Source organism: Streptomyces sp. NBC_00435 (assembly GCF_036014235.1).
Lineage (GTDB): Bacteria > Actinomycetota > Actinomycetes > Streptomycetales > Streptomycetaceae > Streptomyces.
This window is the reverse complement of sequence record NZ_CP107924.1, coordinates 2,619,082-2,642,363: the sequence shown is the minus strand read 5'-3', so window position 1 is coordinate 2,642,363 and position 23,282 is coordinate 2,619,082. Positions and strand designations below refer to the sequence as shown.

At 72.5% G+C, this 23,282-nt stretch carries 24 protein-coding genes; 8 read left to right on the top strand and 16 right to left on the bottom strand.

What is annotated here, in order from left to right; translation table 11 throughout:
* Nucleotides 1-3: 3 nt before the first annotated feature.
* From OG389_RS12160 to OG389_RS12145, 4 genes are all read right to left on the bottom strand, one after another.
* On the bottom strand, nucleotides 4-1,320 hold the full coding sequence (locus tag OG389_RS12160; protein WP_328298492.1) for a hypothetical protein: 1,317 nt from the start codon (nucleotides 1,318-1,320) through the stop codon (nucleotides 4-6).
* A gap of 32 nt (nucleotides 1,321-1,352) precedes the next feature.
* Entirely contained in the window at nucleotides 1,353-1,790 is a 438-nt protein-coding gene (locus OG389_RS12155; RefSeq protein WP_328298491.1) for a hypothetical protein, read from the bottom strand.
* Between the two features lie 77 nt (nucleotides 1,791-1,867).
* The gene (locus tag OG389_RS12150; protein ID WP_328298490.1) at nucleotides 1,868-3,451 is read right to left on the bottom strand and encodes a GAF domain-containing protein; all 1,584 of its coding nucleotides are present in this window, start codon (nucleotides 3,449-3,451) and stop codon (nucleotides 1,868-1,870) included.
* The gene (locus tag OG389_RS12145) at nucleotides 3,448-4,485 is read right to left on the bottom strand and encodes a rod shape-determining protein (RefSeq protein ID WP_328298489.1); all 1,038 of its coding nucleotides are present in this window, start codon (nucleotides 4,483-4,485) and stop codon (nucleotides 3,448-3,450) included. The genes OG389_RS12150 and OG389_RS12145 overlap by 4 nt, the downstream gene beginning before the upstream one ends.
* 242 nt (nucleotides 4,486-4,727) lie before the next feature.
* Here OG389_RS12145 and OG389_RS12140 point away from each other — a divergent pair, with 242 nt between their 5' ends.
* Nucleotides 4,728-5,480 (top strand): esterase/lipase family protein, encoded by a 753-nt coding sequence (locus OG389_RS12140; protein ID WP_328298488.1) that lies wholly within the window; start codon nucleotides 4,728-4,730, stop codon nucleotides 5,478-5,480.
* On the opposite strand, the gene OG389_RS12135 is transcribed toward OG389_RS12140, so the two are convergent.
* The gene (locus tag OG389_RS12135; protein ID WP_328298487.1) at nucleotides 5,481-6,077 is read right to left on the bottom strand and encodes a hypothetical protein; all 597 of its coding nucleotides are present in this window, start codon (nucleotides 6,075-6,077) and stop codon (nucleotides 5,481-5,483) included. It lies immediately after the preceding gene.
* Between the two features lie 79 nt (nucleotides 6,078-6,156).
* Here OG389_RS12135 and OG389_RS12130 point away from each other — a divergent pair, with 79 nt between their 5' ends.
* On the top strand, nucleotides 6,157-6,936 hold the full coding sequence (locus tag OG389_RS12130; RefSeq protein ID WP_328298486.1) for an SCO2400 family protein: 780 nt from the start codon (nucleotides 6,157-6,159) through the stop codon (nucleotides 6,934-6,936).
* A 48-nt stretch (nucleotides 6,937-6,984) separates the two neighbouring features.
* On the opposite strand, the gene OG389_RS12125 is transcribed toward OG389_RS12130, so the two are convergent.
* Nucleotides 6,985-7,407, bottom strand: coding sequence for a MarR family winged helix-turn-helix transcriptional regulator (locus tag OG389_RS12125; RefSeq protein WP_328298485.1), 423 nt, complete (start codon nucleotides 7,405-7,407; stop codon nucleotides 6,985-6,987).
* Nucleotides 7,408-7,505: 98 nt separating this feature from the next.
* On the opposite strand from OG389_RS12125, the gene OG389_RS12120 reads away from it, so the two are divergent.
* The 3 genes from OG389_RS12120 (at nucleotide 7,506) to OG389_RS12110 (ending at nucleotide 9,918) form a co-directional block, all read left to right on the top strand.
* The gene (locus OG389_RS12120) at nucleotides 7,506-8,525 is read left to right on the top strand and encodes an NADP-dependent oxidoreductase (RefSeq protein ID WP_328298484.1); all 1,020 of its coding nucleotides are present in this window, start codon (nucleotides 7,506-7,508) and stop codon (nucleotides 8,523-8,525) included.
* Between the two features lie 66 nt (nucleotides 8,526-8,591).
* Complete coding sequence (locus OG389_RS12115) at nucleotides 8,592-9,014, top strand: organic hydroperoxide resistance protein (RefSeq protein WP_328298483.1); 423 nt, start codon at nucleotides 8,592-8,594, stop codon at nucleotides 9,012-9,014.
* 91 nt (nucleotides 9,015-9,105) lie between these two features.
* Nucleotides 9,106-9,918, top strand: a complete 813-nt coding sequence (locus tag OG389_RS12110; protein ID WP_328298482.1) for an EI24 domain-containing protein — start codon at nucleotides 9,106-9,108, stop codon at nucleotides 9,916-9,918.
* Nucleotides 9,919-9,931: 13 nt separating this feature from the next.
* Here the strand turns inward: OG389_RS12110 and OG389_RS12105 are convergent, their stop codons facing one another.
* The 3 genes from OG389_RS12105 to OG389_RS12095 all read right to left on the bottom strand — a co-directional run bounded on the left by OG389_RS12105 (nucleotide 9,932) and on the right by OG389_RS12095 (nucleotide 12,226).
* Entirely contained in the window at nucleotides 9,932-10,666 is a 735-nt protein-coding gene (locus OG389_RS12105; protein ID WP_328298481.1) for a class I SAM-dependent methyltransferase, read from the bottom strand.
* Between the two features lie 203 nt (nucleotides 10,667-10,869).
* A complete protein-coding gene (locus OG389_RS12100; protein ID WP_328298480.1) occupies nucleotides 10,870-11,619 on the bottom strand; it encodes a carbon-nitrogen hydrolase family protein in 750 nt (249 codons plus the stop codon).
* Nucleotides 11,620-11,650: 31 nt separating this feature from the next.
* Complete coding sequence (locus tag OG389_RS12095) at nucleotides 11,651-12,226, bottom strand: TetR/AcrR family transcriptional regulator (protein ID WP_328298479.1); 576 nt, start codon at nucleotides 12,224-12,226, stop codon at nucleotides 11,651-11,653.
* A 165-nt stretch (nucleotides 12,227-12,391) separates the two neighbouring features.
* On the opposite strand from OG389_RS12095, the gene OG389_RS12090 reads away from it, so the two are divergent.
* A complete protein-coding gene (locus OG389_RS12090; RefSeq protein ID WP_328298478.1) occupies nucleotides 12,392-14,875 on the top strand; it encodes a beta-glucosidase family protein in 2,484 nt (827 codons plus the stop codon).
* 112 nt (nucleotides 14,876-14,987) lie between these two features.
* Here OG389_RS12090 and OG389_RS12085 read toward each other — a convergent pair whose 3' ends face one another.
* Nucleotides 14,988-15,896, bottom strand: coding sequence for a GDSL-type esterase/lipase family protein (locus OG389_RS12085; protein WP_328298477.1), 909 nt, complete (start codon nucleotides 15,894-15,896; stop codon nucleotides 14,988-14,990).
* Between the two features lie 249 nt (nucleotides 15,897-16,145).
* Between OG389_RS12085 and OG389_RS12080 the strand changes: the two genes are divergently transcribed.
* Nucleotides 16,146-16,640: a DUF3145 domain-containing protein gene (locus tag OG389_RS12080; protein WP_267754836.1), complete on the top strand. Its 495-nt coding sequence runs from the start codon at nucleotides 16,146-16,148 to the stop codon at nucleotides 16,638-16,640.
* Between the two features lie 103 nt (nucleotides 16,641-16,743).
* On the opposite strand, the gene fabF is transcribed toward OG389_RS12080, so the two are convergent.
* The 5 genes from fabF to OG389_RS12055 form a co-directional block, all read right to left on the bottom strand.
* On the bottom strand, nucleotides 16,744-18,009 hold the full coding sequence (fabF, locus tag OG389_RS12075; protein WP_328298476.1) for a beta-ketoacyl-ACP synthase II: 1,266 nt from the start codon (nucleotides 18,007-18,009) through the stop codon (nucleotides 16,744-16,746).
* Nucleotides 18,010-18,085: 76 nt separating this feature from the next.
* Complete coding sequence (locus OG389_RS12070; RefSeq protein WP_328298475.1) at nucleotides 18,086-18,334, bottom strand: acyl carrier protein; 249 nt, start codon at nucleotides 18,332-18,334, stop codon at nucleotides 18,086-18,088.
* A 62-nt stretch (nucleotides 18,335-18,396) separates the two neighbouring features.
* Complete coding sequence (locus OG389_RS12065) at nucleotides 18,397-19,401, bottom strand: ketoacyl-ACP synthase III (protein WP_328298474.1); 1,005 nt, start codon at nucleotides 19,399-19,401, stop codon at nucleotides 18,397-18,399.
* Between the two features lie 19 nt (nucleotides 19,402-19,420).
* Nucleotides 19,421-20,338, bottom strand: coding sequence for an ACP S-malonyltransferase (locus OG389_RS12060; protein WP_328298473.1), 918 nt, complete (start codon nucleotides 20,336-20,338; stop codon nucleotides 19,421-19,423).
* Nucleotides 20,339-20,427: 89 nt separating this feature from the next.
* Complete coding sequence (locus OG389_RS12055; RefSeq protein ID WP_328298472.1) at nucleotides 20,428-21,645, bottom strand: PucR family transcriptional regulator; 1,218 nt, start codon at nucleotides 21,643-21,645, stop codon at nucleotides 20,428-20,430.
* Nucleotides 21,646-21,726: 81 nt separating this feature from the next.
* On the opposite strand from OG389_RS12055, the gene OG389_RS12050 reads away from it, so the two are divergent.
* Nucleotides 21,727-22,407, top strand: a complete 681-nt coding sequence (locus tag OG389_RS12050; protein WP_328298471.1) for a pirin family protein — start codon at nucleotides 21,727-21,729, stop codon at nucleotides 22,405-22,407.
* Nucleotides 22,408-22,415: 8 nt separating this feature from the next.
* Here the strand turns inward: OG389_RS12050 and OG389_RS12045 are convergent, their stop codons facing one another.
* On the bottom strand, nucleotides 22,416-23,234 hold the full coding sequence (locus OG389_RS12045; protein WP_328303716.1) for a serine hydrolase domain-containing protein: 819 nt from the start codon (nucleotides 23,232-23,234) through the stop codon (nucleotides 22,416-22,418).
* Between the last annotated feature and the right edge of the window lie 48 nt (nucleotides 23,235-23,282).

Sequence of the window (23,282 nt, the reverse complement as noted above, 5' to 3'; positions counted from 1 at the left end):
ACATCAGTCGAACCAGCCGCCGACGGTGTCCGTGACGGAGCCGGCGAAGTCGCCGACCGCGTCGGCCGCGTCACCGGCGGCATCCACCACCTTGTCCGGATCGACGGTGAACTCGAGCCCCACGGCGCCACCGACGCCGGGGGAGAGGCCCACCTTGCCGCCGATGTGGAATTTGCCGTCGTCTTCCTTGCCGAAGGTCAGTTTGGCCTCCGCACCCGGACCGTACCAGCCCTCCGCCGTCGAGCCGACGCCGATCCCGCCGACCTCCGCGCCTCCGGCGACGGAGCCCTTCGCCCCGGCGAACCCCTTCGCGTTGAAGGTGACCCCGTCCTTGCCCGCACGGGCACCGAGCTGGCCCTCGGCGCCGGCGAACCCCTCGGCCCGCCCGTAGGCGCCCACGTGCCCGTAGTCGACGCGCCCCTCGGCCAGGGCGCGTGCTCCCACGGACGCCTCGGCCTTGGCGTTGACGCCCTTGTCGGTGAATCCCCAGTTCGCGGAGGCCCTGGCGCCCGCGTAGCCGTCGGCGATCCCGGACAGTTTCAAGTCGCCGTTGGTCAGGGAGCCCTTCGCGGTGGTGTGGAAGAGGTCGGCGTAGGCCTTGGCCGAGGCCTCCTTGCCGTACTTGGTTCCGCTGGCCGAGGCGCCCACGTCGGGCCCCGTGAAGGTGGCTTCGCCCTCGCTGGTCCACCCGTCCGTCTTCGTGCCGACGTCCTTGTCCGGCCGGGGTGCTCCCGCCTTCGCCAGGTCGGTCTCGGGATGGGCGTTGAACCCGTTGAGCGTCTCGTCGCCCTTGCCCAGGAGATCGCGGTTGCTGTCGACGACGGCGGAGGCGAGGGCGGTCCTGACGCCCTCGTCGAGCACGGCGAAGGCCCTCACCCAGTCGTCGATGTGCGCCTGCCACTGGCTGACCGCGTTGCTGATGGAGGCCTGGCCGTCGGGGTCGTGGTGGTAGGCGCTGCGCTCGGCGGGGGTCAGTTTCCCGTAGTCGAAAGCGACCCGGCCCCCTTCGGAGACGGTCATGCCGGCGGCGATCGCGTCGGCGCGGGCGCTCTCCAACTTCTTCCTCAGCTCGGCGAACTTCTCGTGTGACTGCCGCAGCAGGCTCGCGATCGCCTTGGCCTGGGTCTGGGCGGCGCCGTACTCGTACCGGGTCGCCGCGAAGCCGCTGTGGGCGGCCTGGGAGCTGACACCGATCCAGGTCTGCTCCGTGGTGATCTTCTGGACGGTGTCGCCGTAGCGGGTCTCGACCTTGTGCAGCTCGGCCGCCATCTCGTCCCACTTGCCCGCCGCCGTCGTCAGCAGGCCCAGGTCGATGGTCATGACTTCGTGGTATGTCGGCATCGCGGTTCCCCCTACAGGCCGTTCAGCTTCGACTGCGACGCCAGGAACTGGTCGCCCAGCCCGGTGTCGTTCCGGGTGAAGAGCGAGGAGGTCCCGCGCAGCGCGTACTTCTCTCCCGAGAGGCGGCCCATCAGGGTCTTCACCTGCTGGTGCCAGGTATCCGTGACGGTCTTCAGACCGTGGGCGGTCTCCCAGCCCTCGAAGCCCTTCTGGGCGGTGGCGGTGTCGTGGTCCGCGTGTGCCGCGGCCTTCTTGGTGTCCGGCTCCAGCTCGGTCTCGATCGTGCCGGCGGCGGCCTTCTTCTCCGCCGGCGTCGAGGCGAAGTCCCCGGCGCCGCCCGGGGCGAACGGCCCCGTCGGTCCCGGTGCCCCGTTCAGCCGCGTGCCCACTTGCTGGTCCGCGAGGCCCGCGCGCGCCCGGTCCCACTCCCGGCCGAATTCAACTGACATGTGTGCGCCCCCCGATGGAATCGGGGTCGATCATATGTACGCAGACGGTCCGGTGGCCAAGTGCCCGCGCGTTTCCGCTACAGGGGCGATTCCCACGTGAGGGTCGTGCCCCGGGTCCCCGTGTCGGTGCGGCCGTCGTCGGAGACGGTGAGACGGACCCGGGTGGGGACCGCGTCGACCTCGACGTCGATGGTGGTGACCTCCGCGCGGCGGTGCGCGGAGGCCAGCGCGCCGCGCAGGGCGGCGAGGAGGTCGGCCGCGACCGGCTCCGACAGCAGCGCGTCCACCGTGCCCGCGAAGTGCACCGAGGGCTGGAAGCCGAACAGCACCGCCGCCCCGCCGGTCTCCCGCAGGACCCGGCCCCGGAAGGTCGTCGGGGCGTCCGTGGGTGGCTGCTGGAGGGCGAAGATGGCCGTGCGGACCTCCTGGATGGTGGAGTCCAGTTCGTCGACGGCCCGGCTCAGCTCATCGCCCACGGTGTCCCCGGACGGCGCGTTCGCGGACCGCCGCCGCGTGCTCTCCAGCATCATCTCCGTCGCGAACAGCCGCTGGACGACGAGGTCGTGGAGGTCGCGGGCGATGCGGTCGCGGTCCTCGTAGACGGCCAGCTGCTCGCGGTCGTGCTGCGCGTCCGCCAGTACGAGGGCCAGCGCGGCCTGGGAGGCGAACTGGGAGGCCAGCAGCCGGTCGACCGCGTCGTACGCGGGGCCGCCGCGGGCGCGCGGCAGGGCGAGCGTGCCGATCAGCTGGCCGCCGCTCTGCAGGGGCAGCATCATGCTGGGTCCGAAGCGTTCTCGCACGTGCGTGGTCATCCGGGGGTCGGTCGCCGAGTCCTCTATGAAGACCGGCTCGCCGCCCAGGAGCTGCTTCAGGACCGCCGAGCCCGGCGCGATGGCCGTGCCCACCAGGTCCCCCGGGTCCCCCTGGGTGGAGGCGGCCACGATCTCCATGCCGCCCTCCGGGGTCGGCTGGAGGACGACCCCGGCCGCCGCGTCGGCCAGCAGCCGGGCCCGTTCCGCCACGCACATCAGCGCGTCGGCCGCCGGCCGGCCCGCCAGCAGGGTCGTGGTCACGGCGGCGGCGCCCTCGATCCAGCGCTCCCGGCGGCGCGCGGTCTCGTACAGCCGGGCGTTGCCGATCGCTATGCCCGCCTGCGAGGCCAGTACGCGCAGCAGCGCCAGGTCCTCGTCGGTGAAGGGGCGGCCGCCCTGCTTGTCGGCGAGGTAGAGGTTGCCGAAGACCTCCGTGTGGACCCGGATGGGGACGCCGAGGAAACCGCGCATCGGGGGGTGTCCGGGCGGGAAGCCGGCCGATCGGGGGTCCTGGGTGAGGTCCTCCAGCATCAGCGGGCGCGGGTCGGCGACGAGGGCGCCGAGCAGGCCGGAACGGCCGTCCGGCAGACGGCCGATCGCGGCCCTGTCGGCCTCGGTCATGCCGGAGGAGAACAGCCCGGTCAGCCGGACGCGCTCGGGGTCGACGACCCCGAGCGCTCCGTACCGGGCCCCGCACAGTTCGGTCGCCGAGTCCACGATGTGCTGGAGGGTGCTCCGCAGTTCGAGTTCGGAACCGACGTTGAGGACCGCCTCCAGCAGGACGGGAAGGCTGGCGACCTGCCGGGCGATCTCCTCACCGCCCCCGGCGGGTGGTGGGGTGTGCGTCATCCGGCCAGCGGGTTCAGAACCATGGGGGAGATCTTTCCTTCGAGCATCATTCCGAGGCCCAGCACCGCGCAGATGTCGGGCCGTTCCGCGATGGCCACGGGCATCCCGGTCGCGTCGCGGAGCATCTGGTCCAGGCCCGGCAGCAGGGCGCTGCCACCCACCATCATGATCCCCCGGTCCGTCAGGTCCGCCACCAGGTCCGGCGGGCAGTCGCGCAGCACCTTGCCGATGCCGTCGAGCACGGCGGTCAGCGGGGTGTGGATGGCATCGCGGACGGCCGCGGTGTCCACGTGGACGGAGCGGGCGAGTCCGGTGGCCACGTCGCGGCCGTGGATGAGGGTGGAGGCGGGGCCTTCGGCGGTGATGCCGTTGCCGTGCAGGGCCAGCTGGAGCGGGCGGACGGCCTGGCTGGGGAGCATCAGCTCGTGCGCGTGGCGCAGGTGCTGGACGATCGCGTGGTCGATGGCCTCGCCGCCGACCGGGATCCGCTGGGCGGTGACGATCGAGCCGAGGGAGAGGACGGCGACCTGGGTGGCTGCGGCCCCGCACACCATGATCATCGTCGCGGTCGGCTGCTCCACTGGCAGTCCGCAGCCGACGGCCGCCGCGATCAGGGTGTCGACGAGTTCGACGCGCCGGGCGCCGAGCCCGACGAGGGTTTCCACGGCGGCCCGCTGGGCGAGCGGGTCGGCGTCGTGCGGGGTGCAGGCGGCGGCCCGCAGCCGGGGCTTGCGCCGCAGGGCGCGCCGCAGCTTCTCGCCGAGGAGGTGGCGGAGCATGCGCTGGGCCATCTCGATGTCCACGACGGTGCCGCCGGAGACGGGGCGTACGACCCGGATGTAGTCGGGCGTGCGGCCGGTCATCCGCTCGGCGAAGGTCCCGACGGCGATGAGTGCGCCGGTCCGCGTGTTCACGGCGGCGACGCTGGGCTCGTCCACGACCAGGCCGGCGCCCTTGACGTAGACGCGGGTCCTGGCCGCCCCGAGGTCGACGGCGACGTGGCAGCGGCGCAACTGCTCAAGACTGACGGTCACGGCAGATCCTCCCGAGAGCGCTGGCGCAAGAAGACCGGCGGGCGCCGGTCACACTTCGTATCTTCTCGGGTGAATTACCCGTATTGCCCGATTTGATGCTCCGGGTGGGGGGTGTCTTGAGGTACAGGAGGGGTGCGAGGGGTGTCGGTGAGTGCTGCACGGGGGTGGAATTCTGCGACGCGAGGCGCGACCATGCCCGCACCGATCCAGCTACTCGTGCGTAACAAGGTAAAGGGGACTCGATGCTGACGGTCCGCCAGCGACTGCTCGCGCTGCTGACGCTCTGCCTGGCGCTGCTCGCGGCGCCCGGCCTCCCGGCACAGGCCGCCGGGCAGGCTTCCGAGCGGGCTTCCGGACAGGCCGCCGGGCAGGCTTCCGGACAGGCCGCCGCGCGGACCGCCGCGCACGATCCGGTGGTCTTCGTGCACGGCTACAACGCCGACCCGGGCGTCTGGGGCTCCCTGCGCGAGGACCTGCGCGCCGACGGGTACGCCGACTCCGAGCTCTACTCCTTCGGCTACGACACCCACCAGTCGGTCAACGAGGTGCTCGCCGGACGCCTCGCCGCCTACGTGGACGAGGTGCGCCGGCAGACCGGCGCCGCCCGCGTGGACCTCGTCGCCCACTCCTTCGGGTCGCTCGTCACCCGCTGGTACGTGAAGTTCGGCGGCGGCGGCGCGTCCGTCGGCCACTGGGTCTCGCTGGCCGGTCCCAACCGCGGCACCTCCACCGCCTGGGCCTGCGCCCTGTGGGACCAGGCCTGCCGTGACATGACCCCCGGTTCCTACGTGGTGAAGAACCTGAACTCCGGCGACGAGACCCCCGGCGCGGTGAAGTACGCGACCTTCTGGTCCAACTGCGACGAGGTCGTCAACCCCGACGACAGCGTCCCGCTCACCGGGGCGGTGAACACCGCGGTCGGCTGCCTCAAGCACAACGACCTGCTCGGGGACGACCCCACCTCGGCGGGCGTACGGGCCTTCCTGCGCTCCTGATCAGCCCCGGTCCGGCTGTACGGAGACCTCCTGGAGCAGGCCGTACGTGAACTCCGCGACGCAGCCCCGCCCCGACGCGGTGAACGCCAGGCGCCACCGCGTCGGCGCGGTGCCCTCCATCGGGCGGACGGGGGCGAAGGCCCGGGACACCTCGTCGACCGTCGCCGACCAGGGCCGCAGGTCCTGCGGCGACTCCAGGACGGGGCCGGGCACGCCCGGGGCCCGGACCAGCCACTCGTTCCACACGGCCCCGTCCGGCGCGGCGAGCACCTCGAAGCGCAGGTCGGGCCAGAGCGGCACGGGCCACAGCAGGGCCTCGCACGTCAGATCGCCGATCGCGCGGGACTCCACGGCCTGCGGCGGGCCGAGCACCGAGCGGTACCGGGCCAGGGCGCCCCGGGAGCGCGGGGACCGGACCATGGCCTGCCAGCGCTTGTTGGCCTCCCGCTGCTGCGCGAGCGAGGCACCGAGTCGCCGGCGGGCCTCCTCGGCGAGTCCCGGCTGGAAGTCCGCCATCCGGCGCAGCAGTACGAGCTGGAAGGCGGCCGGGCCGAAGGCCGCCGGGGCGGAGTCCGGGGGCCGGGGTGTCCCTGTCATGGACTCCACGATTCCACACAGGATCCTCACGAACCCGGTATCCGGACGTTGCGCGCGAACGCGTAGCCTGCGGGGCGCCATGGACTACTGCATAGCCTGCCGCAGGTACCTCAACGGCGCGCTGGCGTGCGCCGGGTGCGGGACCCCGGCCGAATACCTGACGCCCGCCGCGCCCGCCCGTCCGGCCGCCGCCTTCGGTGCCGCACCGGCTCCCGGGGGCGACCCGGCCGCGCTCGCCGACGTGTACGCCGACTCGCTCGTCGTGCTGTCCGGCGGGCGGGACGAAGGGCGGGGCCGCGCGGCCGGCCGCCGCCGCGCCGGGCACCGGCGCCGCCGCCGGACCGCCCTCACCGCGGGGCTCGGGCTGCTGCTCGCCGCCGGGGTCTCCCTCGGGCTGGCCCGGATGGCGGCCGACGGTGAACGCACCGATCGGGCCGCCACCGTGGTGCTGACCGACGACGCGGGTCCCGAGCCGCCGGCGCGGCTGCCGGGCCTGACGGGGGCTCCGGCCGCGCCGTCGAAGGCGCCTTCGGGCAGGGCCACGGCCGTCGCCGCCGGCACCGCGAAGGCCGGGGCCGGGGGGACGAAGGCGGCCGGGCCCGGCGCCGGTGCCGGGGGGAGCGAGGGCTCCGGGCCCGGGCCGTCGGCCTCCGCCTCCGGGGGCGCGGGGCCGTCGCGGAGCGCCACCGGGGCAGGGGGAGGCGTAAAGCCCACGCGGTCGGCTCCGGCCACGCCGGGGCCCAGCGGCACCGCGACCCCCACCGGGGCGTCGACCTCGAAGGGGCCGAAGCCCAAGCCGACGCCGAAGCCGAGCCAGACACCGACCCCGGACTGCCCGTGGTGGAACATCTTCTGCTGAGGGTCCCGCCGATGACGCCGGGGGCCCGGCCGGCGCCCCGCCGCGGGCTCAGCCCAGCATCCGCCTGAGCAGGTCGCGCAGGACCGCCCGCTCCGCCGTGGAGAGGCCGGCCAGCGGCTCCCGGGCGAAGTCCAGCGACTCGCGCAGCCGGTCCGCGGTCTGCAGGCCGTCCTCGGTGGCCGCGGCCAGTTTCACCCGGCGGTCGGCCGGGTCGGGGCGGCGCTCGACCAGGCCGCGGGTCTCCAGGCGGTCCACGATGCCGGTGATGTTCGACGGCTCGCACCGCAGCTTCTGGGCGATCTTGCGCATCGGCATCGGTTCCAGGGAGAGCAGGTTCAGCACGCGGGCCTGGGCGCCGGTGAGCTGGTGGCTGGAGGCCGCGTGCTCGTACTCCTGGTGGTAGCGGGCCACGACGTCGCCGATGAGCTCGACGACCTCGAGGGTCAGGGGGTCTGCGCGACGACTGGGCATGGATCCAGCGTACCCATTTACTTGACAACATGAAATATCCAGGCGCATGGTTGTTTCACGTTGTGAAGCATTTCCTCCCCTCATCCCAGGAGCGCCCCATGTCCCAGATCCCCGCCGTCAGCCGCGAGTGGCACCTCGTCCGCCGCCCGCAGGGCTGGCCCGTAGCCGAGGACTTCGCCCTGCGCGAGGTGCCGGTGGCCGCCCCGGCCCCCGGCCGGATCCTGGTGCGCAACCTCCACATGTCCGTCGACCCCTACATGCGCGGTCGGATGAACGACGTGAAGTCCTACATCCCGCCCTTCCAGCTGGACGCGCCCATGGACGGCGGCGCGGTCGGCGAGGTCGTGGCCTCCGCCGACGAGCGCTTCGCGGTCGGTGACCACGTGCTGCACGGCCTGGGCTGGCGCGAGTACGCGGACCTGGACGCCAAGCACGCCACCAAGGTGGACGCCTCGCTCGCCCCCCTCTCCGCCTATCTCGGCGTCCTCGGCATGCCGGGCCTGACCGCCTACGCCGGGCTCTTCGAGGTGGCCTCCTTCAAGGAGGGCGACTCCGTCTTCGTCTCCGGCGCGGCCGGTGCCGTCGGCGGACTCGTCGGCCAGTTCGCGAAGATCAAGGGCGCCTCCCGGGTGATCGGCTCCGCCGGTTCGGACGAGAAGGTGACGCTCCTCACGGAGAAGTACGGTTTCGACGCCGCCTTCAACTACAAGAACGGCCCCGTCGCCGGGCAGCTGAAGGAAGCCGCGCCCGAGGGCATCGACGTCTACTTCGACAACGTGGGCGGTGACCACCTGGAGGCCGCCATCTCCTCCCTGAACGTGCACGGCCGGGCCACCCTGTGCGGGGCCATCGCCCAGTACAACGCCACCGAGCCCACGCCCGGTCCGAGCAACCTCGCGCTGGTCATCGGCAAGCGGCTGCGGCTGCAGGGCGTGCTGGTCGGCGACCACGCGGGGCTCCAGCCGAAGTTCGTCCAGGACGTGGCCGGCTGGCTGGCCTCCGGGCAGCTCGTCGCCGACGAGACGGTCGTCGAGGGTGTGGAGAACGCGGCGGCCGCGTTCCTCGGAATGCTCCGCGGCGAGAACACCGGAAAGATGATCGTTTCTTTCACCGGTTAGGCTCACACCACACCGCCGCGACGCGTGGGCGCGAGTCGCGGCGATTCACCAGGAGGATTTCCTTACATGTCCATCCAGCAGTCCGACGTCGCGTACACCGCTGTTGCCACCGCCGAGAACGGCCGTGACGGTCGCGTCGCCACCAACGACGGCAAGCTCGACGTCGTCGTGAACCCGCCGAAGGAGCTCGGTGGCAGCGGCGAGGGCACCAACCCGGAGCAGCTGTTCGCCGCCGGCTACAGCGCCTGCTTCCAGGGTGCGCTCGGCGTCGTCGCCCGCAACGAGAACGCCGACATCACCGGCTCCACCGTCACCGCCGAGGTCGGCATCGGCAAGAACGACGACGGCTTCGGCATCATCGTCAAGATCTCGGCCTCCATCCCGAACGTGGACGTCGCCACCGCCAAGGACCTCATCGAGAAGGCCCACCAGGTCTGCCCGTACTCCAAGGCGACCCGCGGCAACATCACGGTCGAGCTCGCGGTCTGATCCGGGCTCCACTCCGGTTCTTCCGGCGAAGGCCGCACCCAGGCACCGGGGTGCGGCCTTCGCCGTACGCGGCGCCGCCTAAACTGGCCCCATGCGTGATCTTGCGGGGGGATTCGGCTATCTGCTGGCCGGCCAGCGGTGGGCACTGCGGCATGGACGGTGGCTGGGCTTCGGGCTGCTGCCCGGGCTCGTCTCGCTGGTGCTGTACGCCGGCGCGCTCATCGGGCTCGGCTTCGGCGCCGACGATCTGACCGCCTGGGCGACCCCCTTCGCCGACGGCTGGTCCTCCCCGTGGCTCGGGCTCTTCCGCGGCTTTCTGACCGCGTTGGTCTTCTGCCTCGGCCTCTTCCTCGCGGTGATCACCTTCACCGCCGTGACCCTGCTCGTGGGCCAGCCGTTCTACGAGTCCCTCTCGGAGCAGGTCGACCGCACCGAGGGCGGTGAGGTGCCGGAGTCCGGGCTCACGCTCTGGCAGGAGCTGTGGATCTCCGCCCGGGACAGCCTGAAGATCCTCGGCAGGGTGCTGCTCTTCGGGATCCTGCTCTTCGGCCTCGGCTTCGTCCCGGTGCTCGGGCAGACCGTGGTCCCGGTCCTCGGATTCTGCGTCTCCGGCTTCTTCCTCACCCAGGAGCTCGTCTCCGTCGCCCTGATGCGCCGCCGCGTGGAGCTCCCCGGGCAGCTGGCGCTGCTGCGCTCGCGCCGGGGACTGGCGCTCGGCTTCGGGGTGCCGCTGGTGCTGGCCTTCCTCGTGCCCCTCGTCGCCGTGTTCCTGATGCCCGGCGCGGTCGCGGGGGCCACGCTGATGGTCCGCGACCTGGTCGAGGGGGACGAGGAGCGGGACGGGGGCCAGGGACAGGGTGCGGTCCAGGGGCAGTCCCAGGGCCTCGAGTCGGCGCCCCAGTAGGGTGGTGGCGCCCTCATTCCGGGCGGCGGAACAGCGCCGTCCAGAGGAACGCTTCGCCGAAGGAGTCGGAGGAGACGGGCTCGTCGTTCATCCGGCGCAGCTCGACCTCGGTGAGGCCGGCGAAGACCCACCGCAGTGACTCCGGGGTGTAGGCGAGGCCGCCTTCGAGGCGGGCCCGGCCGTAGAAGTCCGCGTCGGGCAGTTCGGAGCCCATCGCGCCCGAGGCGAAGCAGGTGAGGGCGAACCGGCCGCCGGGCGCCAGGAGCCGCTCCAGCAGGGCCAGGTAGCTGACCCGGCGGTGCGGCGGCAGGTGGTGGAAGCAGCCCGAGTCGTAGATCAGGTCGTACGGGCCCACGAGCCCGGCGCCGGCCCCGCCGAAGGCGTCCCCGCAGTGGAAGCGGACCCGCGCCCCCGCCGCTGCGGCCCGCTCCGCGGCCCAGGCCAGGGCCGTCGGCGAGAGGTCGACGGCGTCCACCTCGAAGCCCCGCGAGGCGAGGTGCAGGGCGTTGCGTCCGGGGCCGCAGCCCAGGTCCAGGGCGCGGCCGCCCCCGGGGACCAGGCCCCGGTCCAGGCAGGAGACGAGGTTCTCGTCGGGCTTCGCCGCGAAGAACGGCACCGGCCGGTCGCGGTCCGCGTAGAAGCCGTCCCACCAGGAGGAGCCGCCGGTCGTCCAGCGGTCGGCCTCCGGTGCGAAGAGGCCGTCCATGAGGGCGAGCACGTCGTCGACACTGCGTATGTTCCGGTCCATCCGAACCCCTTTCCCGTGTCCCCGATTTTATCGGCGGAGACAGGAAAAGCCCAGGTCAGGCCGGGTGTGAGGAGTGGCTGGAGGCCCCGTGGAGGCCTGCCCGGCGCCGGCTGGTCCTGGCCCGCGCGGGTGGGGGCCGCAGGCGGCCGGACGCCCCGCGCAGGGCTGCCGCGAGGCCCTCCAGGGCCGCGCCGGGCCGTGTTTCACGGCGAGTTCCGGGCCTGCTCCGGCGGGGCCCCGTCCGCCGGGATCTCCGCCACGGCGAGCGACGGCGTGCGGTCGTCTGCCTCGGCCAGCGGTGTCCCGTCCGGCGCCCACACGGCCGCGCCCCCGCATCCCGTCCACGGCCCGGCGGGTCCCACGTGGTTGGCGAGGACCACGTACATGCCGTGGTCCCGGGCGATCCCGGGGTGGACGGCCGCCCGCTCGGCCATCCCGTCGCCCGTCCCGTAGAGGGAGCTCGCCAGGTGGACCCGGCAGCCGGCCGCCGCGCCCGCGCCGGGCACGTCCGCGAAGTGGTTGTCGTAGCAGATGCCCAGGGAGAAGCGGATCCCGCCGAGGTCGAAGCGGCCGGGGACCCCGCCCGCCGCGAAGACGTCCTGCTCGTGCCGGAAGAGGTGCCGCTTGGCGTACGTCGTCACGTGCGCGCCGTCCGCGTCGTGGATCAGGGTCGCGATGACGGGCCGGGGGCCGTCCGCGCGCAGCGCGACGTTGACGGCGGTGGCGATGCCGGCCGAGCGGACGGGGTCCAGCCGGGGGTCCTCGGGGCCGGTCAGCCACAGTCCGGGGTCGGCGGCGAGCGCGGCCGGCTCGTAGCCGGTCAGCGTGAGCTCGGGGAAGAGCACCAGCCCGGCGCCCTCCGCCCGGGCCCGTGCGGCGAGGGCGGCCGCCCGTGCGGCGTTGGCGGTCACGTCGGCGGGAGCACAGGTCAGCTGTGCGGCGGCGATCTTCACGGGTCCCAGGATGTCCGAGCGGTCCGGGTCCTCAGGCGGCGGGGCCGTGGAGCAGGGCCAGGAAGGAGCGGAAGGCGCCGGGCATGTCCACCGCGTCCGGGTCGAGCAGCCACTGGTACTGCAGTCCGTCCATCACCGCCGCCAGCAGCGGGGCCACCTGTTCGGGAGTGAGGCCCGAGGGGAGGCGCTCCCCGAACTCGGCGCGCAGGACCGCCGACATCTCCCCGCGCACCTGCGCGTACCGCTCGGTGAAGAACTCCCGTGCCGGGTGGCCGTCGGTGACGCTCTCGCCGAGGAGCGCGGAGAAGGTCTGCACGATGCCGGGGCGCATGGCGTTGTACTCCACCAGGGAGGCCAGCAGGTCCAGGCGCCAGGTCCCGGCCGAGGCGCGCGCGCCACCGCCGGTGTCCCAGCGGTCGCGCTCCTCCAGGACCGCGACGAGCAGCGCTTCCTTGGTCGGGAAGTAGTGCAGCAGCCCCTGCTGGGTGAGGCCCACGCGTTCGGCGACCGTCCCCAGCGAAGCGCCGCGGTAACCGCGTTCCGCGATCACCTCGACGGCCGCGCGCACGATGTCCCCGCGCCGTTCCTCGCTCCTCGCCCTGGCCATCGCGCCGGTACCCCTTCCGCTCCACAGCTGCCAGCAGGACGGTACGGCATCCAGCGCAAGATTACGAACAAGTTACAAACCCTACCGTTCTACAGGTAGACGGTCCACGATGGGGTCACCGCACCGCACCGCACCACATCGCGCACCCGCACTCAATGAGGAGGCATGGCCGTGACCAATGCCGATCAGGTCCGCAACGACGTCGTAGAGGCGGCGCTGGGCAAGCTGGATCTCGAAACCAAGGCCCGGCTGCTCGCAGGCCAGGACATGTGGTCCCTGCCCGCCGTCCCCGAGATCGGACTGGAGTCCCTGGTCATGTCCGACGGGCCCATCGGGGTCCGCGGCGTGCGCTGGACCGCCGACGACCCGTCCATCGCCCTGCCCTCCCCGACCGCGCTCGCCGCCGCCTGGGACCCCGAGCTCGCCCGCCGGGCCGGCCGCCTCCTCGCCCAGGAGGCCCGCCGCAAGGGCGTACACGTCCTCCTCGCGCCCACCGTCAACCTGCACCGCTCCCCGCTGGGCGGGCGGCACTTCGAGTGCTACTCCGAGGACCCGTACCTCACCGGCGCCGTCGGCAGCGGCTACGTGAACGGCGTCCAGGACGGTGGCGTGGGCACCACCGTCAAGCACTTCGTCGGCAACGACGCCGAGACCGAGCGGTTCACCGTCGACAGCGTCATCGCCCCGCGCCCGCTGCGCGAGCTGTACCTGGCCCCCTTCGAGGCCATCGTCGCCAATGCCCACCCGTGGGGCATCATGACCGCCTACAACCGGGTCAACGGCGTGACGATGACCGAGAACACCCACCTCGTCAACGAGGTCCTGCGCGCCGAATGGGGCTTCGACGGCTACAACGTCTCCGACTGGATGGCCGCCCGCTCCACCACCGGCGACATCCTCGGCGGCCTCGACGTGGCCATGCCCGGCCCCGTCACCGTCTACGGCACGCCGCTCGCCGACGCCGTCCGCTCCGGCGAGGTCCCCGAGTCCGCCGTCGACGAGGCGGTCCGCAACGTCCTGCGCCTCGCCGCCCGCGTCGGCATCCTGGAGGGCGCCCCCGCCGTGGTCGGCGAGGTCCCGGCGCCCATCGACGGCCAGGCCCTGGCCCGCGAGCTCGCCGCCCGCGGCTTCGTCCTCGTCCGCAACGAGCCCGTGTCCGGCGAGCGGCGCGCGCTGCCGCTCGACACCTCCGCCGGCCGTACCGTCGCCCTCATCGGCGCCGCCGCCCGCGACGCCCGCGTGCTCGGCGGCGGCTCGGCCACCGTCTTCCCCGAGCGGATCGTCTCCCCGCTGGACGGTCTGAGCGCCGCCCTCCCCGAAGGCTCCCTGACCTACGCCGTCGGCGCCGACCCCAGTGACGAACTGACCCCCGCCGACAAGGGCTTCGAGCTCCGCGCGATCTGCCGGGACGCCTCCGGAGCCGTCCTCGGCACGGGCACGCTGCCCACCGGCCAGGTCCAGTGGATCGGCGACGACCTGCCCGAGGGCGCCGGGTACGGGACGATGGCGAGCATCGAGGTCGTCGGTACGTTCGTCCCGCGCGAGAGCGGCGAGCACGCCTTCGGCACCCGCGGACTCGGCGCCTTCACCCTCGCCGTCGGCGGGGAGGTCCGCTGGGACGGCGTCCAGCAGATGGGCAACGAGGCCGACCCGTTCGAGGCCTTCTTCGGCGCCCCCAGCGAGCGCACCCGGATCACCCTGACCGAGGGCGAGTCCGTCGAGGTCTCGCTGACCTACCAGGTCCCCGACATGAGCGCCCTGCCGCTCAAGGCGATCATGTTCTCCTTCCTCCACCTCGGCCCGCAGCGCTCCGCCGACGAGCTCATCGCGCAGGCCGTGGAAGCGGCACGGGCCGCCGACACCGCCGTCGTGGTGGTCGCCACCACCGAGCGGGTGGAGTCCGAGGGCTTCGACCGCAAGGACCTCGGCCTGCCGGGCCGGCAGGACGACCTGGTCCGGGCCGTCGCCGCCGTCAACCCGAACACCGTGGTCGTCGTCAACGCGGGCTCCCCGGTGGAACTCCCCTGGCGCGAGGACGTGGCCGCCGTACTGCTGACCTGGTTCCCCGGGCAGGAGGGCGGGGCCGCGCTGGCCGACGTACTCCTCGGTGACGCGGAGCCGGGCGGGCGGCTGCCCACCACCTGGCCCGCGGAGTTCACCGACGCGCCGGTCACCGAGGTGGTCCCCACCGGGGGACGCCTGGAGTACGGCGAGGGGCTCTTCATCGGCTACCGGGCCTACGAGAAGCACGGGATCGCCCCCGCCTTCCCCTTCGGGCACGGCCTCGGCTACACGGACTGGGCCTACGAGTCCCTGGAGGCGACCCCCGCGGCGGCGCGGGTGCGCGTCACCAACACCGGCACCCGGCCGGGCCGCGAGACCGTCCAGGTCTACCTGGCCCCCGTGGCCTCCGCGTTCGACGGCGCCCGGAGCGCGACCGTGGAGCGCCCGGCGAGCTGGCTGGCCGGCTTCGCGAGCGTGGCGGCCGGTCCCGGCGAGAGCGTCGAGGTCGAGATCGCCCTGCCGGAGCGGGCCTTCGAGATCTGGGACGAGGACTCCCGCTCCTGGCGGCGGATCGGCGGCGGCTACGAGGTCCGCGCGAGCCGCTCGCACGGCGACACGCGGCTGACGGCGACCCTCGACCTGTAATGGCCGGAAATCACCCGTGCTGAGGTGGTTCAAGAGCTGGACCGGGGGCGGGCCCTGACACCCGCTCCCGGTCCTGTACGTCCGTCCGCGGGGCCCGCCCGGCCCCGCGGCGTCAACGCGGAGGCTCGGCGGACGTCACCTGTCGGTGCGCCAGTTCCGCGAGCCGTGCCTGCCCGTCCTTGCCCGGGTGGAACCAGTCCCAGCGGCTCAACTGCTCCGCCGAAAACGGGTACTGGAACACCGCTCCGCCGTCGTAGCGGCACAGCGTGTCCTTCGCGCAGACCGCGCGCAGCACCTCGTTGTACTCGACCACGCGCGCCCGCACACGTTCGCGCCGGGCCGTCGCCCCGGCGGCCGCGGAGGTCGGCTCGGCGAGCATCGACTGACAGATCCCCAGCTTCCAGACCTGACGCACCATCGGGTCGTCCTTGCCCTGCTCCCACAGCCGCTGGAGGTCCGGGACGCTGGAGACGTACACCTGGGAGGTGGGTGAGGCGGCCCGCAGGCCGGCCAGCGCCTTCTCGAAGCCGGAGCGGAAGTCGGCCACCGCGGTCATCGACGAAGCCGTCGGCCGGCAGGCGTCGTTCGAGCCCACCATGACCGTGACCAGGCCGGGCCTGTGGGCGGCGGCCTCCGCCAGCTGCCCCGGCAGGTCCGCCATCCGGGAGCCGGTCACCGCGTAGTTCCAGCTGCGCGCGGGCGCCTCGGCCTCTCCGAGCAGCCGCGCGGCCAGCGAGTGCACGTCGGGGTCGTCACCGGTGGCCCAGGAGACCTCCGGGCAGTCGGCCAGTACCGAACAGGCGTCGAAACCGCGCGTGATGGAGTCGCCCACGGCGGCGACCGAGGCGGGCGAGGTGTTCCAGCGGGGAGCCGCCTGCGCCCCGCGCTCACCCCCGGACTTCGCCTCGTCCGCCGAACACCCGGTCAGCGCACCGGCCGCCGCCACGATCAGCGCGGTGAACGCCGCGCCCACGCCCGCGGACGTCCGACGCGCGCGGCGGCGTGGGGCGGTGGTGCGCATGCGTGAGGTCCCTCCTCGTCGCCCCGCGTCGTCCGGGGGCGTCCTGCTGAGTGAATGCTCTGTGTTTACGGGCCTTGGAGCGACCGTACGTCACACCATGACCCCCGGCGCACGGTAGCTTTTTCCCGTGGCGTTTCGGCCGCAAGTCCCGCAACGCAATGTCAAATAATTTCCGTTACATTACATCACGTCACATACTGTCCGTTTTCTGGAGTTTATTCCCGACCTCGTCCCACACTGGAGGTCCCGGTGACGACACGTGGAGTCCTGTACGTGCACTCCGCACCGCGCGCGCTCTGCCCGCACGTGGAATGGGCTGTTGCGGGGGTGCTAGGGGTGCGGGTGAACCTCGACTGGATCCGGCAGCCCGCCTCCCCGGGCACCTGGAGAGCCGAGTTCTCCTGGCAGGCCGAGGCCGGCACCGCCTCGAAGCTCGCCTCCGCCCTGCGGGGCTGGCACCTGCTGCGCTTCGAGGTGACCGCGGAACCCTGTCCGACCGCCGAGGGCGAGCGCTACAGCTCCACCCCGCAACTGGGCATCTTCCACGCCGTCACCGGCATGCACGGTGACATCCTGATCCCCGAGGACCGGCTGCGCGCCGCCCTCGCCCGGTCCGCGCACGGTGAGACGGACCTGGAGGCGGAGATCGCCAAACTGCTCGGCAAACCCTGGGACGACGAGCTCGAGCCCTTCCGCTACGCGGGCGAGGGAGCCCCGGTGCGCTGGCTCCACCAGGTGGTCTGAGCGTACGGAGAAGGCCCACCCGGGTGAATCCGGGTGGGCCTTCTCCGTAGGTACAGATCCGGCGTGCTGCTCCGGGCGTACTGATCCGGCGTGCTGCTGCGGGTCAGACGCTGCGGAACGCCAGCGTGACGTTGTGGCCGCCGAAGCCGAAGGAGTTGTTGATCGCGGAGATCGGGCCGTCGGCAGGGAGCTTGCGGGGCTCGCCGCGCACGATGTCCGCGTCGATGTCCTCGTCGATGTCGTCGAGGTTGATCGTCGGCGGGGCGAGGCGGTGGTACAGCGCCAGCACCGTCGCGACGGTCTCGATACCGCCCGCTCCACCCAGGAGATGACCGGTCATCGACTTGGTGGCCGAGATCGCGATGTGGTCGAGGTCGTCGCCCAGCACCTTGCGCAGGGCCTTCAGCTCGGCCGTGTCACCCTGCGGGGTGGACGTGGCGTGCGCGTTCAGGTGCACCAGCTCGGCCGGGTCGAGGCCCGTGTTGTCGAGCAGGTTCTGCACGGCGGCCGCGACGCCGCGGCCGGTCGGCTCCGGCTGCGCGATGTGGTGGCTGTCCGCGGACAGACCCTGGCCCAGCACCTCGCAGTAGACCCGGGCGCCGCGCGCGGCGGCGTGCTCGGCGGACTCCAGGATCACGACGCCCGCGCCCTCGCCGAGGACGAAGCCGTCGCGGGCCTTGTCGTACGGGCGGGAGGCCGTGGTCGGGTTCTCGTTGTTCTTGGACATCGCCATCATGTTGGCGAACGCGGCGATCGGCAGCGGGTGGATCGCCGCCTCGGTGCCGCCCGCGACGACCACGTCGGCACGGCCGGTGCGGATCATCTCTACGGCGTAGCCGATGGCCTCGGCGCCGGAGGCGCAGGCGCTGACCGGAGTGTGCACGCCCGCGCGGGCGTTGACCTCCAGGCCGACGTTGGCCGACGGGCCGTTGGGCATGAGCATGGGAACGGTGTGCGGGGAGACCCGGCGCACACCCTTTTCCTTCAGTACGTCGTACTGGTCGAGCAGGGTGGTCACGCCGCCGATGCCGGAGGCGATGACGGTGCCCAGACGCTCGGGCGCGATGTTCGCGTCCTCGCCGGCCGGGGCGGTGTAACCGGCGTCGGCCCAGGCCTCGCGGGCCGCGATGATCGCGAACTGCGCCGAGCGGTCCAGCTTGCGGGCCAGCGGCCGGGGAAGGACCTCACTCGGGTCCACGGCGGCTGTGGCGGCGATACGGACCGGGAGTTCGGCGAAGCGCTCACCCTCGAGGGGCTTTACGCCGGAACGGCCGGCAAGCAGACCTTCCCAGGTCGAAGCGCTGTCGCCACCCAGCGGAGTGGTTGCGCCGATACCGGTGACGACCACGGTGCGATTGGTCGGGCTCACAGGAATTCTTTCTCCACGTTTCAGGGGGTGAATTGTCACGGCGCCACCGCCAGGTGGCGACAAACGCTCGTCAGGCTCAGGCCTGGTGCTTGAGGATGTAGCTCGCGGCGTCGCCGACGCTCTTGAGACCCTTGACGTCCTCGTCCGGGATCTTCACCTCGAAGCGCTCTTCGGCGGCGACGACGACCTCGACCATGGACAGCGAGTCGACGTCCAGGTCGTCGGTGAAGGACTTCTCGAGCTGGACGTCCTCGGTCGGGATGCCGGCGATCTCGTTGACGATCTCCGCGAGACCTTCGACGATTTCTTCCTGGGTGAAGGCCATGTTGGCGCTCCTTCTATAGCTAGCTGGGGGTCGAACGGAGTCCGGGATGTGGATCCCGGGCCCTAGGGGAGGGTAACGACCGTCGCGGCGTAGACGAGTCCCGCCCCGAAGCCGATGACGAGCGCGGTGTCGCCGCTCTTCGCCGCTCCGGTCGCCAGGAGCCGCTCCATTGCGAGCGGGATCGAGGCGGCCGAGGTGTTGCCGGTGGTTTCGATGTCACGGGCGACCGTGACGTGCTCCGGCAGCTTGAGAGTCTTCACCATCGAGTCGATGATCCGCATGTTTGCCTGGTGCGGAATGAAGACGTCCAGGTCGTCAGCGGTGATCCCGGCTGCGTCGAGCGCCTGCTGGGCCACCTTGGCCATCTCGAAGACGGCCCAGCGGAAGACCGCCTGACCCTCCTGCGTGATGGCCGGAAACTTCTCGCCGCCGCTCTTGCCGAGGTACTCGTCCCACGGCACGGTCTGCTTGATGGTCTCCGACTTGTCGCCCTCCGAACCCCACACGGTGGGGCCGATGGCGGGCTCGTCCGAAGGGCCGACGACCACGGCGCCCGCGCCGTCACCGAACAGGAAGGCCGTCGCGCGGTCCTCGAGGTCGGTGAGGTCCGAGAGCCGCTCCACGCCGATGACCAGCACGTACTCGGCGGAACCCTCGACCACGAGGCCCTTGGCCAGGGTCAGGCCGTAGCCGAACCCGGCGCAGCCGGCGGAGATGTCGAAGGCGGCGGGCTTGCCCGCGCCGATGCGGTGCGCGATCTCGGTCGCGACGGCCGGGGTCTGCTTGAAGTGCGACACCGTCGAGACGATCACGGCGCCGATCTTCTCCGGGGCGACCCCGGCGTCGGCCAGCGCCTTGCCCGAGGCCTCCACCGACATCGCGGCGACGGTCTCCTGGGGCGAGGCCCAGTGGCGCGTCGCGATGCCGGAGCGCGAGCGGATCCACTCGTCGGACGAGTCGATCGTCTCGAGGATGACCTCGTTGGGCACCACACGGGTCGGGCGGTAGCCGCCGACACCGAGGATGCGGGCGTACGGGGAGCCCTTGGCAGGCTTGATCTTCGACATGCTGAGTGGGCTCCTTCTCTCAGACCGCGTGCTCGGCGACGAGCGCCGCGGCCTTTTCGAGATCGTCCGGGGTCTTCAGGGCCACGCTCGGTACGCCCTTCAGCGCGCGCTTGGCCAGACCCGTCAGAGTGCCACCGGGGGACAGCTCGATGATCCCCGTGACACCCAGTTCGGCGAACGTCTCCATGCACAGGTCCCAGCGGACCGGGTTGGCCACCTGGCCGACCAGTCGGGCGACGACATCGGCGCCCGTGGTCACGACCTGACCGTCCTTGTTCGATACGTACGTCAGCGCCGGGTCGGCCGGGCCGAGGGCCCGGGCGGCCTCTTCCAGCCGGGCCACGGCCGGAGCCATGTGGTGCGTGTGGAAGGCGCCCGCGACCTTGAGGGCGACGACCTTCATGGAACCCTCGGGCTTCTCGGCCTCCAGGGCGGCGATCTGCTCCACCGTGCCGGCCGCGACGATCTGGCCCGCGCCGTTGATGTTCGCCGGGGTCAGCCCCAGCTTCTCCAGATGCGCGACGACGAGGTCCCGGTCCCCGCCGAGGACCGCGGCCATGCCCGTCGCGGTGACCGCGGCGGCCTCGGCCATGCCGAGCCCGCGGGTCCGTACGAAGGACAGCGCGTCCTCGTCGGACAGCACGCCCGCGTACGCGGCGGCGGTGATCTCGCCGACGCTGTGTCCCGCGACGGCGCCGAACGCCGTACGAGCGCCCAGCTCGGCCGCGGAGAGCAGACCGGCGGCCACCAGCAGGGGCTGTGCGACGGCCGTGTCGCGGATTTCGTCCGCGTCGGCCTTCGTGCCGTAGTGGGCAAGGTCGAGCCCGATGGCGTCCGACCAGCCGGCGACGCGGTCAGCGGCGCCGGGCAGTTCGAGCCAGGGAGTCAGGAAGCCGGGCGTCTGTGCGCCTTGGCCGGGAGCGACGAGTACGAGCACCCTCACACTCTCTCTTGTGTTCGGTCCGCGCCGCCCGTGGGGACAGGGACGAAGAACCTTCGGGGTAATTGTTGATGTCCGACAAAAGTCTAGGACTGAGGATCGCCGTCGGCCAGACGCCCGAGGATCAGGGCGATCCGCAGCGTGAACGCGGAACGGACATCCGAGGGCGACCAGCCGGTGACGTCTGTCACACGTCGCAGCCGGTAGCGCACGGTGTTGGGGTGCACGAACAGCATCCGAGCTGCGCCTTCCAGGCTGCTCGCCTGCTCCAGGTAGACGCTCAGCGTCTCCAGCAGGGCCGAGCCGGCCTCTTCCAGCGGTCTGTAGATCTCCTCCACCAACTGCTCGCGGGCCGCAGGGTCGGAGGCGATCGCGCGTTCGGGCAGGAGATCGTCCGCGAGCACCGGCCGCGGAGCGTCCTGCCAGGCGGTGCAGGCCTTCAGCCCGGCCGCCGCGGCCTGCGCCGACTTCGTGGCGTTCAGCAGGTCCGGGACCACCGGCCCGGCCACCACCGCACCCGCCGCGAACGGCCCGATCAGGGACTTCGCCACCTGGAGCGGATTGTCGCTGCCGCCCGCGATGACCACGAGCCGGTCTCCGAGCACCCCGGTGAGCACCTGCAGCTTGTGGTGGCGGGCCGCCCGGCGGATCGCCTCGACCGTCAGCTCGCTGTCGCCCTCCGGCGCGGTGCCCAGCACCACGCACACGTGCTCGGGGGAGTTCCAGCCGAGCGCCGCGGCCCGCGACAGCGCGCCCTCGTCGGCCTCGCCGGACAGCACCGCGTTGACCACCAGGGATTCCAGCCGGGCGTCCCAGGCGCCGCGCGCCTCGGCGGCCTGCGCGTACACCTGGGCGGTCGCGAAGGCGATCTCCCGGGCGTACACCAGTAGCGCCTCGCGCAGGATCGACTCGTCGCCGGGCGCCGCCACCTCGTCGATCGCGGTCTCCATGACCTCGATCGTGGTGCGCACCATCTCGACGGTCTGGCGCAGGGTGATCGCCCGGGTCAGCTCGCGCGGAGCCGTCCCGAACACGTCGGTGGAGATCGCCTGCGGGGTCTCGGGGTGCCGGAACCACTCGGTGAAGGCGGCGATGCCGGCCTGGGCGACCAGGCCGATCCACGACCGGTTCTCCGGTGGCATCGCCCGGTACCACGGCAGGGTCTCGTCCATGCGCGCGATCGCGTTGGCGGCGAGCCGGCCGGACGACTTCTCCAGTCGGCGCAGCGTCGCGGAGTGCGGATGGGCGGGAGCCGGATGCGCGGGACGGGTCGCGGGTGAATGCTCACGTTCGGGTTGGGGCACGTGACAAGACTGCCTTATCGGGGAGCCTGCGCGGAGTCCGGTCCCACACCGCGGATCACCCCGGGGGCTACCGTGGCCCTCATGATTGATGTACGCCGAGGCGCCGACCGGTACGAGGGCGGAGGCCCTGACGGCGCCGACGCCGGGATCTCCACCCGGCACGCCTTCTCCTTCGGGCCGCACTACGACCCGGACAACCTGCGCTTCGGCCCGGTCCTGGCGTGCAACGAGGAGACCCTCGCCCCCGGCGCCGGATTCGGCGAGCACCCCCACAGCCACACCGAGATCGTGACCTGGGTGGCCGAGGGCGAGCTCACCCACCGGGACGGCACGGGCGCGGCCACCCTGGTGCGGCCCGGCGACGTGCAGCACCTCGGCGCCGCGTCCGGCACCCGGCACGTGGAGCGCAACGACGGCCGCGTGCCGCTGCGTTTCGTCCAGATGTGGCTCGAGCCCCTCGACACGGCCGGGAAGCCCTCGTACAGCCTGGTCAGGGGCATCTCCGACAGCACCCCCTACGCCGTGCCCGCGGCCGGGGCCGTGCTGCACGTACGCCGTCCCGGCGCGGGCGAGCGGGTCGCCGTACCGGCCGCGGAGCGGGTGTACCTGCACGTCGTACGGGGAGACCTGCGGCTGGACGGGGAGGGCGGCGCGGACCGCGGCGAACTGGGCCCGGGGGACTCGGCGCGGATCACCGGTGAGGCGGCCCTGGAGCTGGTCGCCGGTTCCCCGGCCGAGCTGCTGATCTGGGAACTTCCCTAGGGGGAGGTTCAGCGGGCCCCGAGCTCCGCGAGCACCGCGTCGGTGAACGGCGGCCAGGCCTCCACGGCCCACGGTCCGAAGGCACGGTCGGTCAGTGCCACGCAGGCGGCACGGGCATCCGGATCCACCCACAGGAAGGTCCCGGACTGCCCGAAGTGCCCGAAGGTGCGCGGCGAGGAGCCGGCGCCCGTCCAGTGCGGGGACTTCCCGTCGCGGATCTCCAGGCCGAGGCCCCAGTCGTTGGGGGACTGGTGGCCGTAGCCCGGCAGCACCCCCTTGAGCCCGGGGTGGACCACGGCAGTGGCCTCGGCGACGGTGCGCACGTCCAGCAGTCGGGGCTGCTGGAGCTCGGCGGCGAAGCGCAGCAGGTCGGTGACGGTGGAGACGCCGTCCTTGGCGGGCGAGCCCTCCAGGCTGCTCGAGGTCATGCCCAGCGGCTCGAAGACGGCCCCGTTCAGGTACTCGGCGAAGGGGATGCCGGTGGCCTTGGTGATGTGGTCGCCGAGCACCTCGAATCCGGCGTTCGAGTACAGCCGGCGCTGCCCGGGCGGGGCCGTCACCCGGTGCTCGTCGAAGGCCAGGCCGCTGGTGTGCGCGAGCAGGTGGCGGACGGTGGAGCCCTCGGGCCCGGCCGGCTCGTCCAGCTCGATCGCGCCCTCCTCGTAGGCCACGAGCGCGGCGTAGGCGGCGAGCGGCTTGGTGACGGAGGCCAGCGGGAAGCGGTGGTCGACCGGGCCGTGGGCGCCGAGCACCGTTCCGTCGGCACGGACGACGGCCGCGGCGGCGGTCGGGACCGGCCAGTTCTCGATGATGCGCAGACTCTGCAAGCTCTCCATGCGGCCGAGCGTACTTGCTTGGAGTGCACTCCAAGGTTT

Coding starts and splice junctions, on each gene's coding strand:
- OG389_RS12140 (WP_328298488.1), top strand. CDS start 4,728: ATGCTGACGGTCCGCCAGCGACTGCTCGCGCTGCTGACGCTCTGCCTG.
- OG389_RS12120 (WP_328298484.1), top strand. CDS start 7,506: ATGTCCCAGATCCCCGCCGTCAGCCGCGAGTGGCACCTCGTCCGCCGC.
- OG389_RS12110 (WP_328298482.1), top strand. CDS start 9,106: ATGCGTGATCTTGCGGGGGGATTCGGCTATCTGCTGGCCGGCCAGCGG.
- OG389_RS12090 (WP_328298478.1), top strand. CDS start 12,392: ATGGCCGTGACCAATGCCGATCAGGTCCGCAACGACGTCGTAGAGGCG.
- OG389_RS12135 (WP_328298487.1), bottom strand. CDS start 6,077: ATGACAGGGACACCCCGGCCCCCGGACTCCGCCCCGGCGGCCTTCGGC.
- OG389_RS12115 (WP_328298483.1), top strand. CDS start 8,592: ATGTCCATCCAGCAGTCCGACGTCGCGTACACCGCTGTTGCCACCGCC.
- OG389_RS12070 (WP_328298475.1), bottom strand. CDS start 18,334: ATGGCCTTCACCCAGGAAGAAATCGTCGAAGGTCTCGCGGAGATCGTC.
- OG389_RS12095 (WP_328298479.1), bottom strand. CDS start 12,226: ATGGCCAGGGCGAGGAGCGAGGAACGGCGCGGGGACATCGTGCGCGCG.
- OG389_RS12125 (WP_328298485.1), bottom strand. CDS start 7,407: ATGCCCAGTCGTCGCGCAGACCCCCTGACCCTCGAGGTCGTCGAGCTC.
- OG389_RS12050 (WP_328298471.1), top strand. CDS start 21,727: ATGATTGATGTACGCCGAGGCGCCGACCGGTACGAGGGCGGAGGCCCT.
- OG389_RS12160 (WP_328298492.1), bottom strand. CDS start 1,320: ATGACCATCGACCTGGGCCTGCTGACGACGGCGGCGGGCAAGTGGGAC.
- OG389_RS12150 (WP_328298490.1), bottom strand. CDS start 3,451: ATGACGCACACCCCACCACCCGCCGGGGGCGGTGAGGAGATCGCCCGG.
- OG389_RS12085 (WP_328298477.1), bottom strand. CDS start 15,896: ATGCGCACCACCGCCCCACGCCGCCGCGCGCGTCGGACGTCCGCGGGC.
- OG389_RS12105 (WP_328298481.1), bottom strand. CDS start 10,666: ATGGACCGGAACATACGCAGTGTCGACGACGTGCTCGCCCTCATGGAC.
- OG389_RS12155 (WP_328298491.1), bottom strand. CDS start 1,790: ATGTCAGTTGAATTCGGCCGGGAGTGGGACCGGGCGCGCGCGGGCCTC.
- OG389_RS12065 (WP_328298474.1), bottom strand. CDS start 19,401: ATGTCGAAGATCAAGCCTGCCAAGGGCTCCCCGTACGCCCGCATCCTC.
- OG389_RS12130 (WP_328298486.1), top strand. CDS start 6,157: ATGGACTACTGCATAGCCTGCCGCAGGTACCTCAACGGCGCGCTGGCG.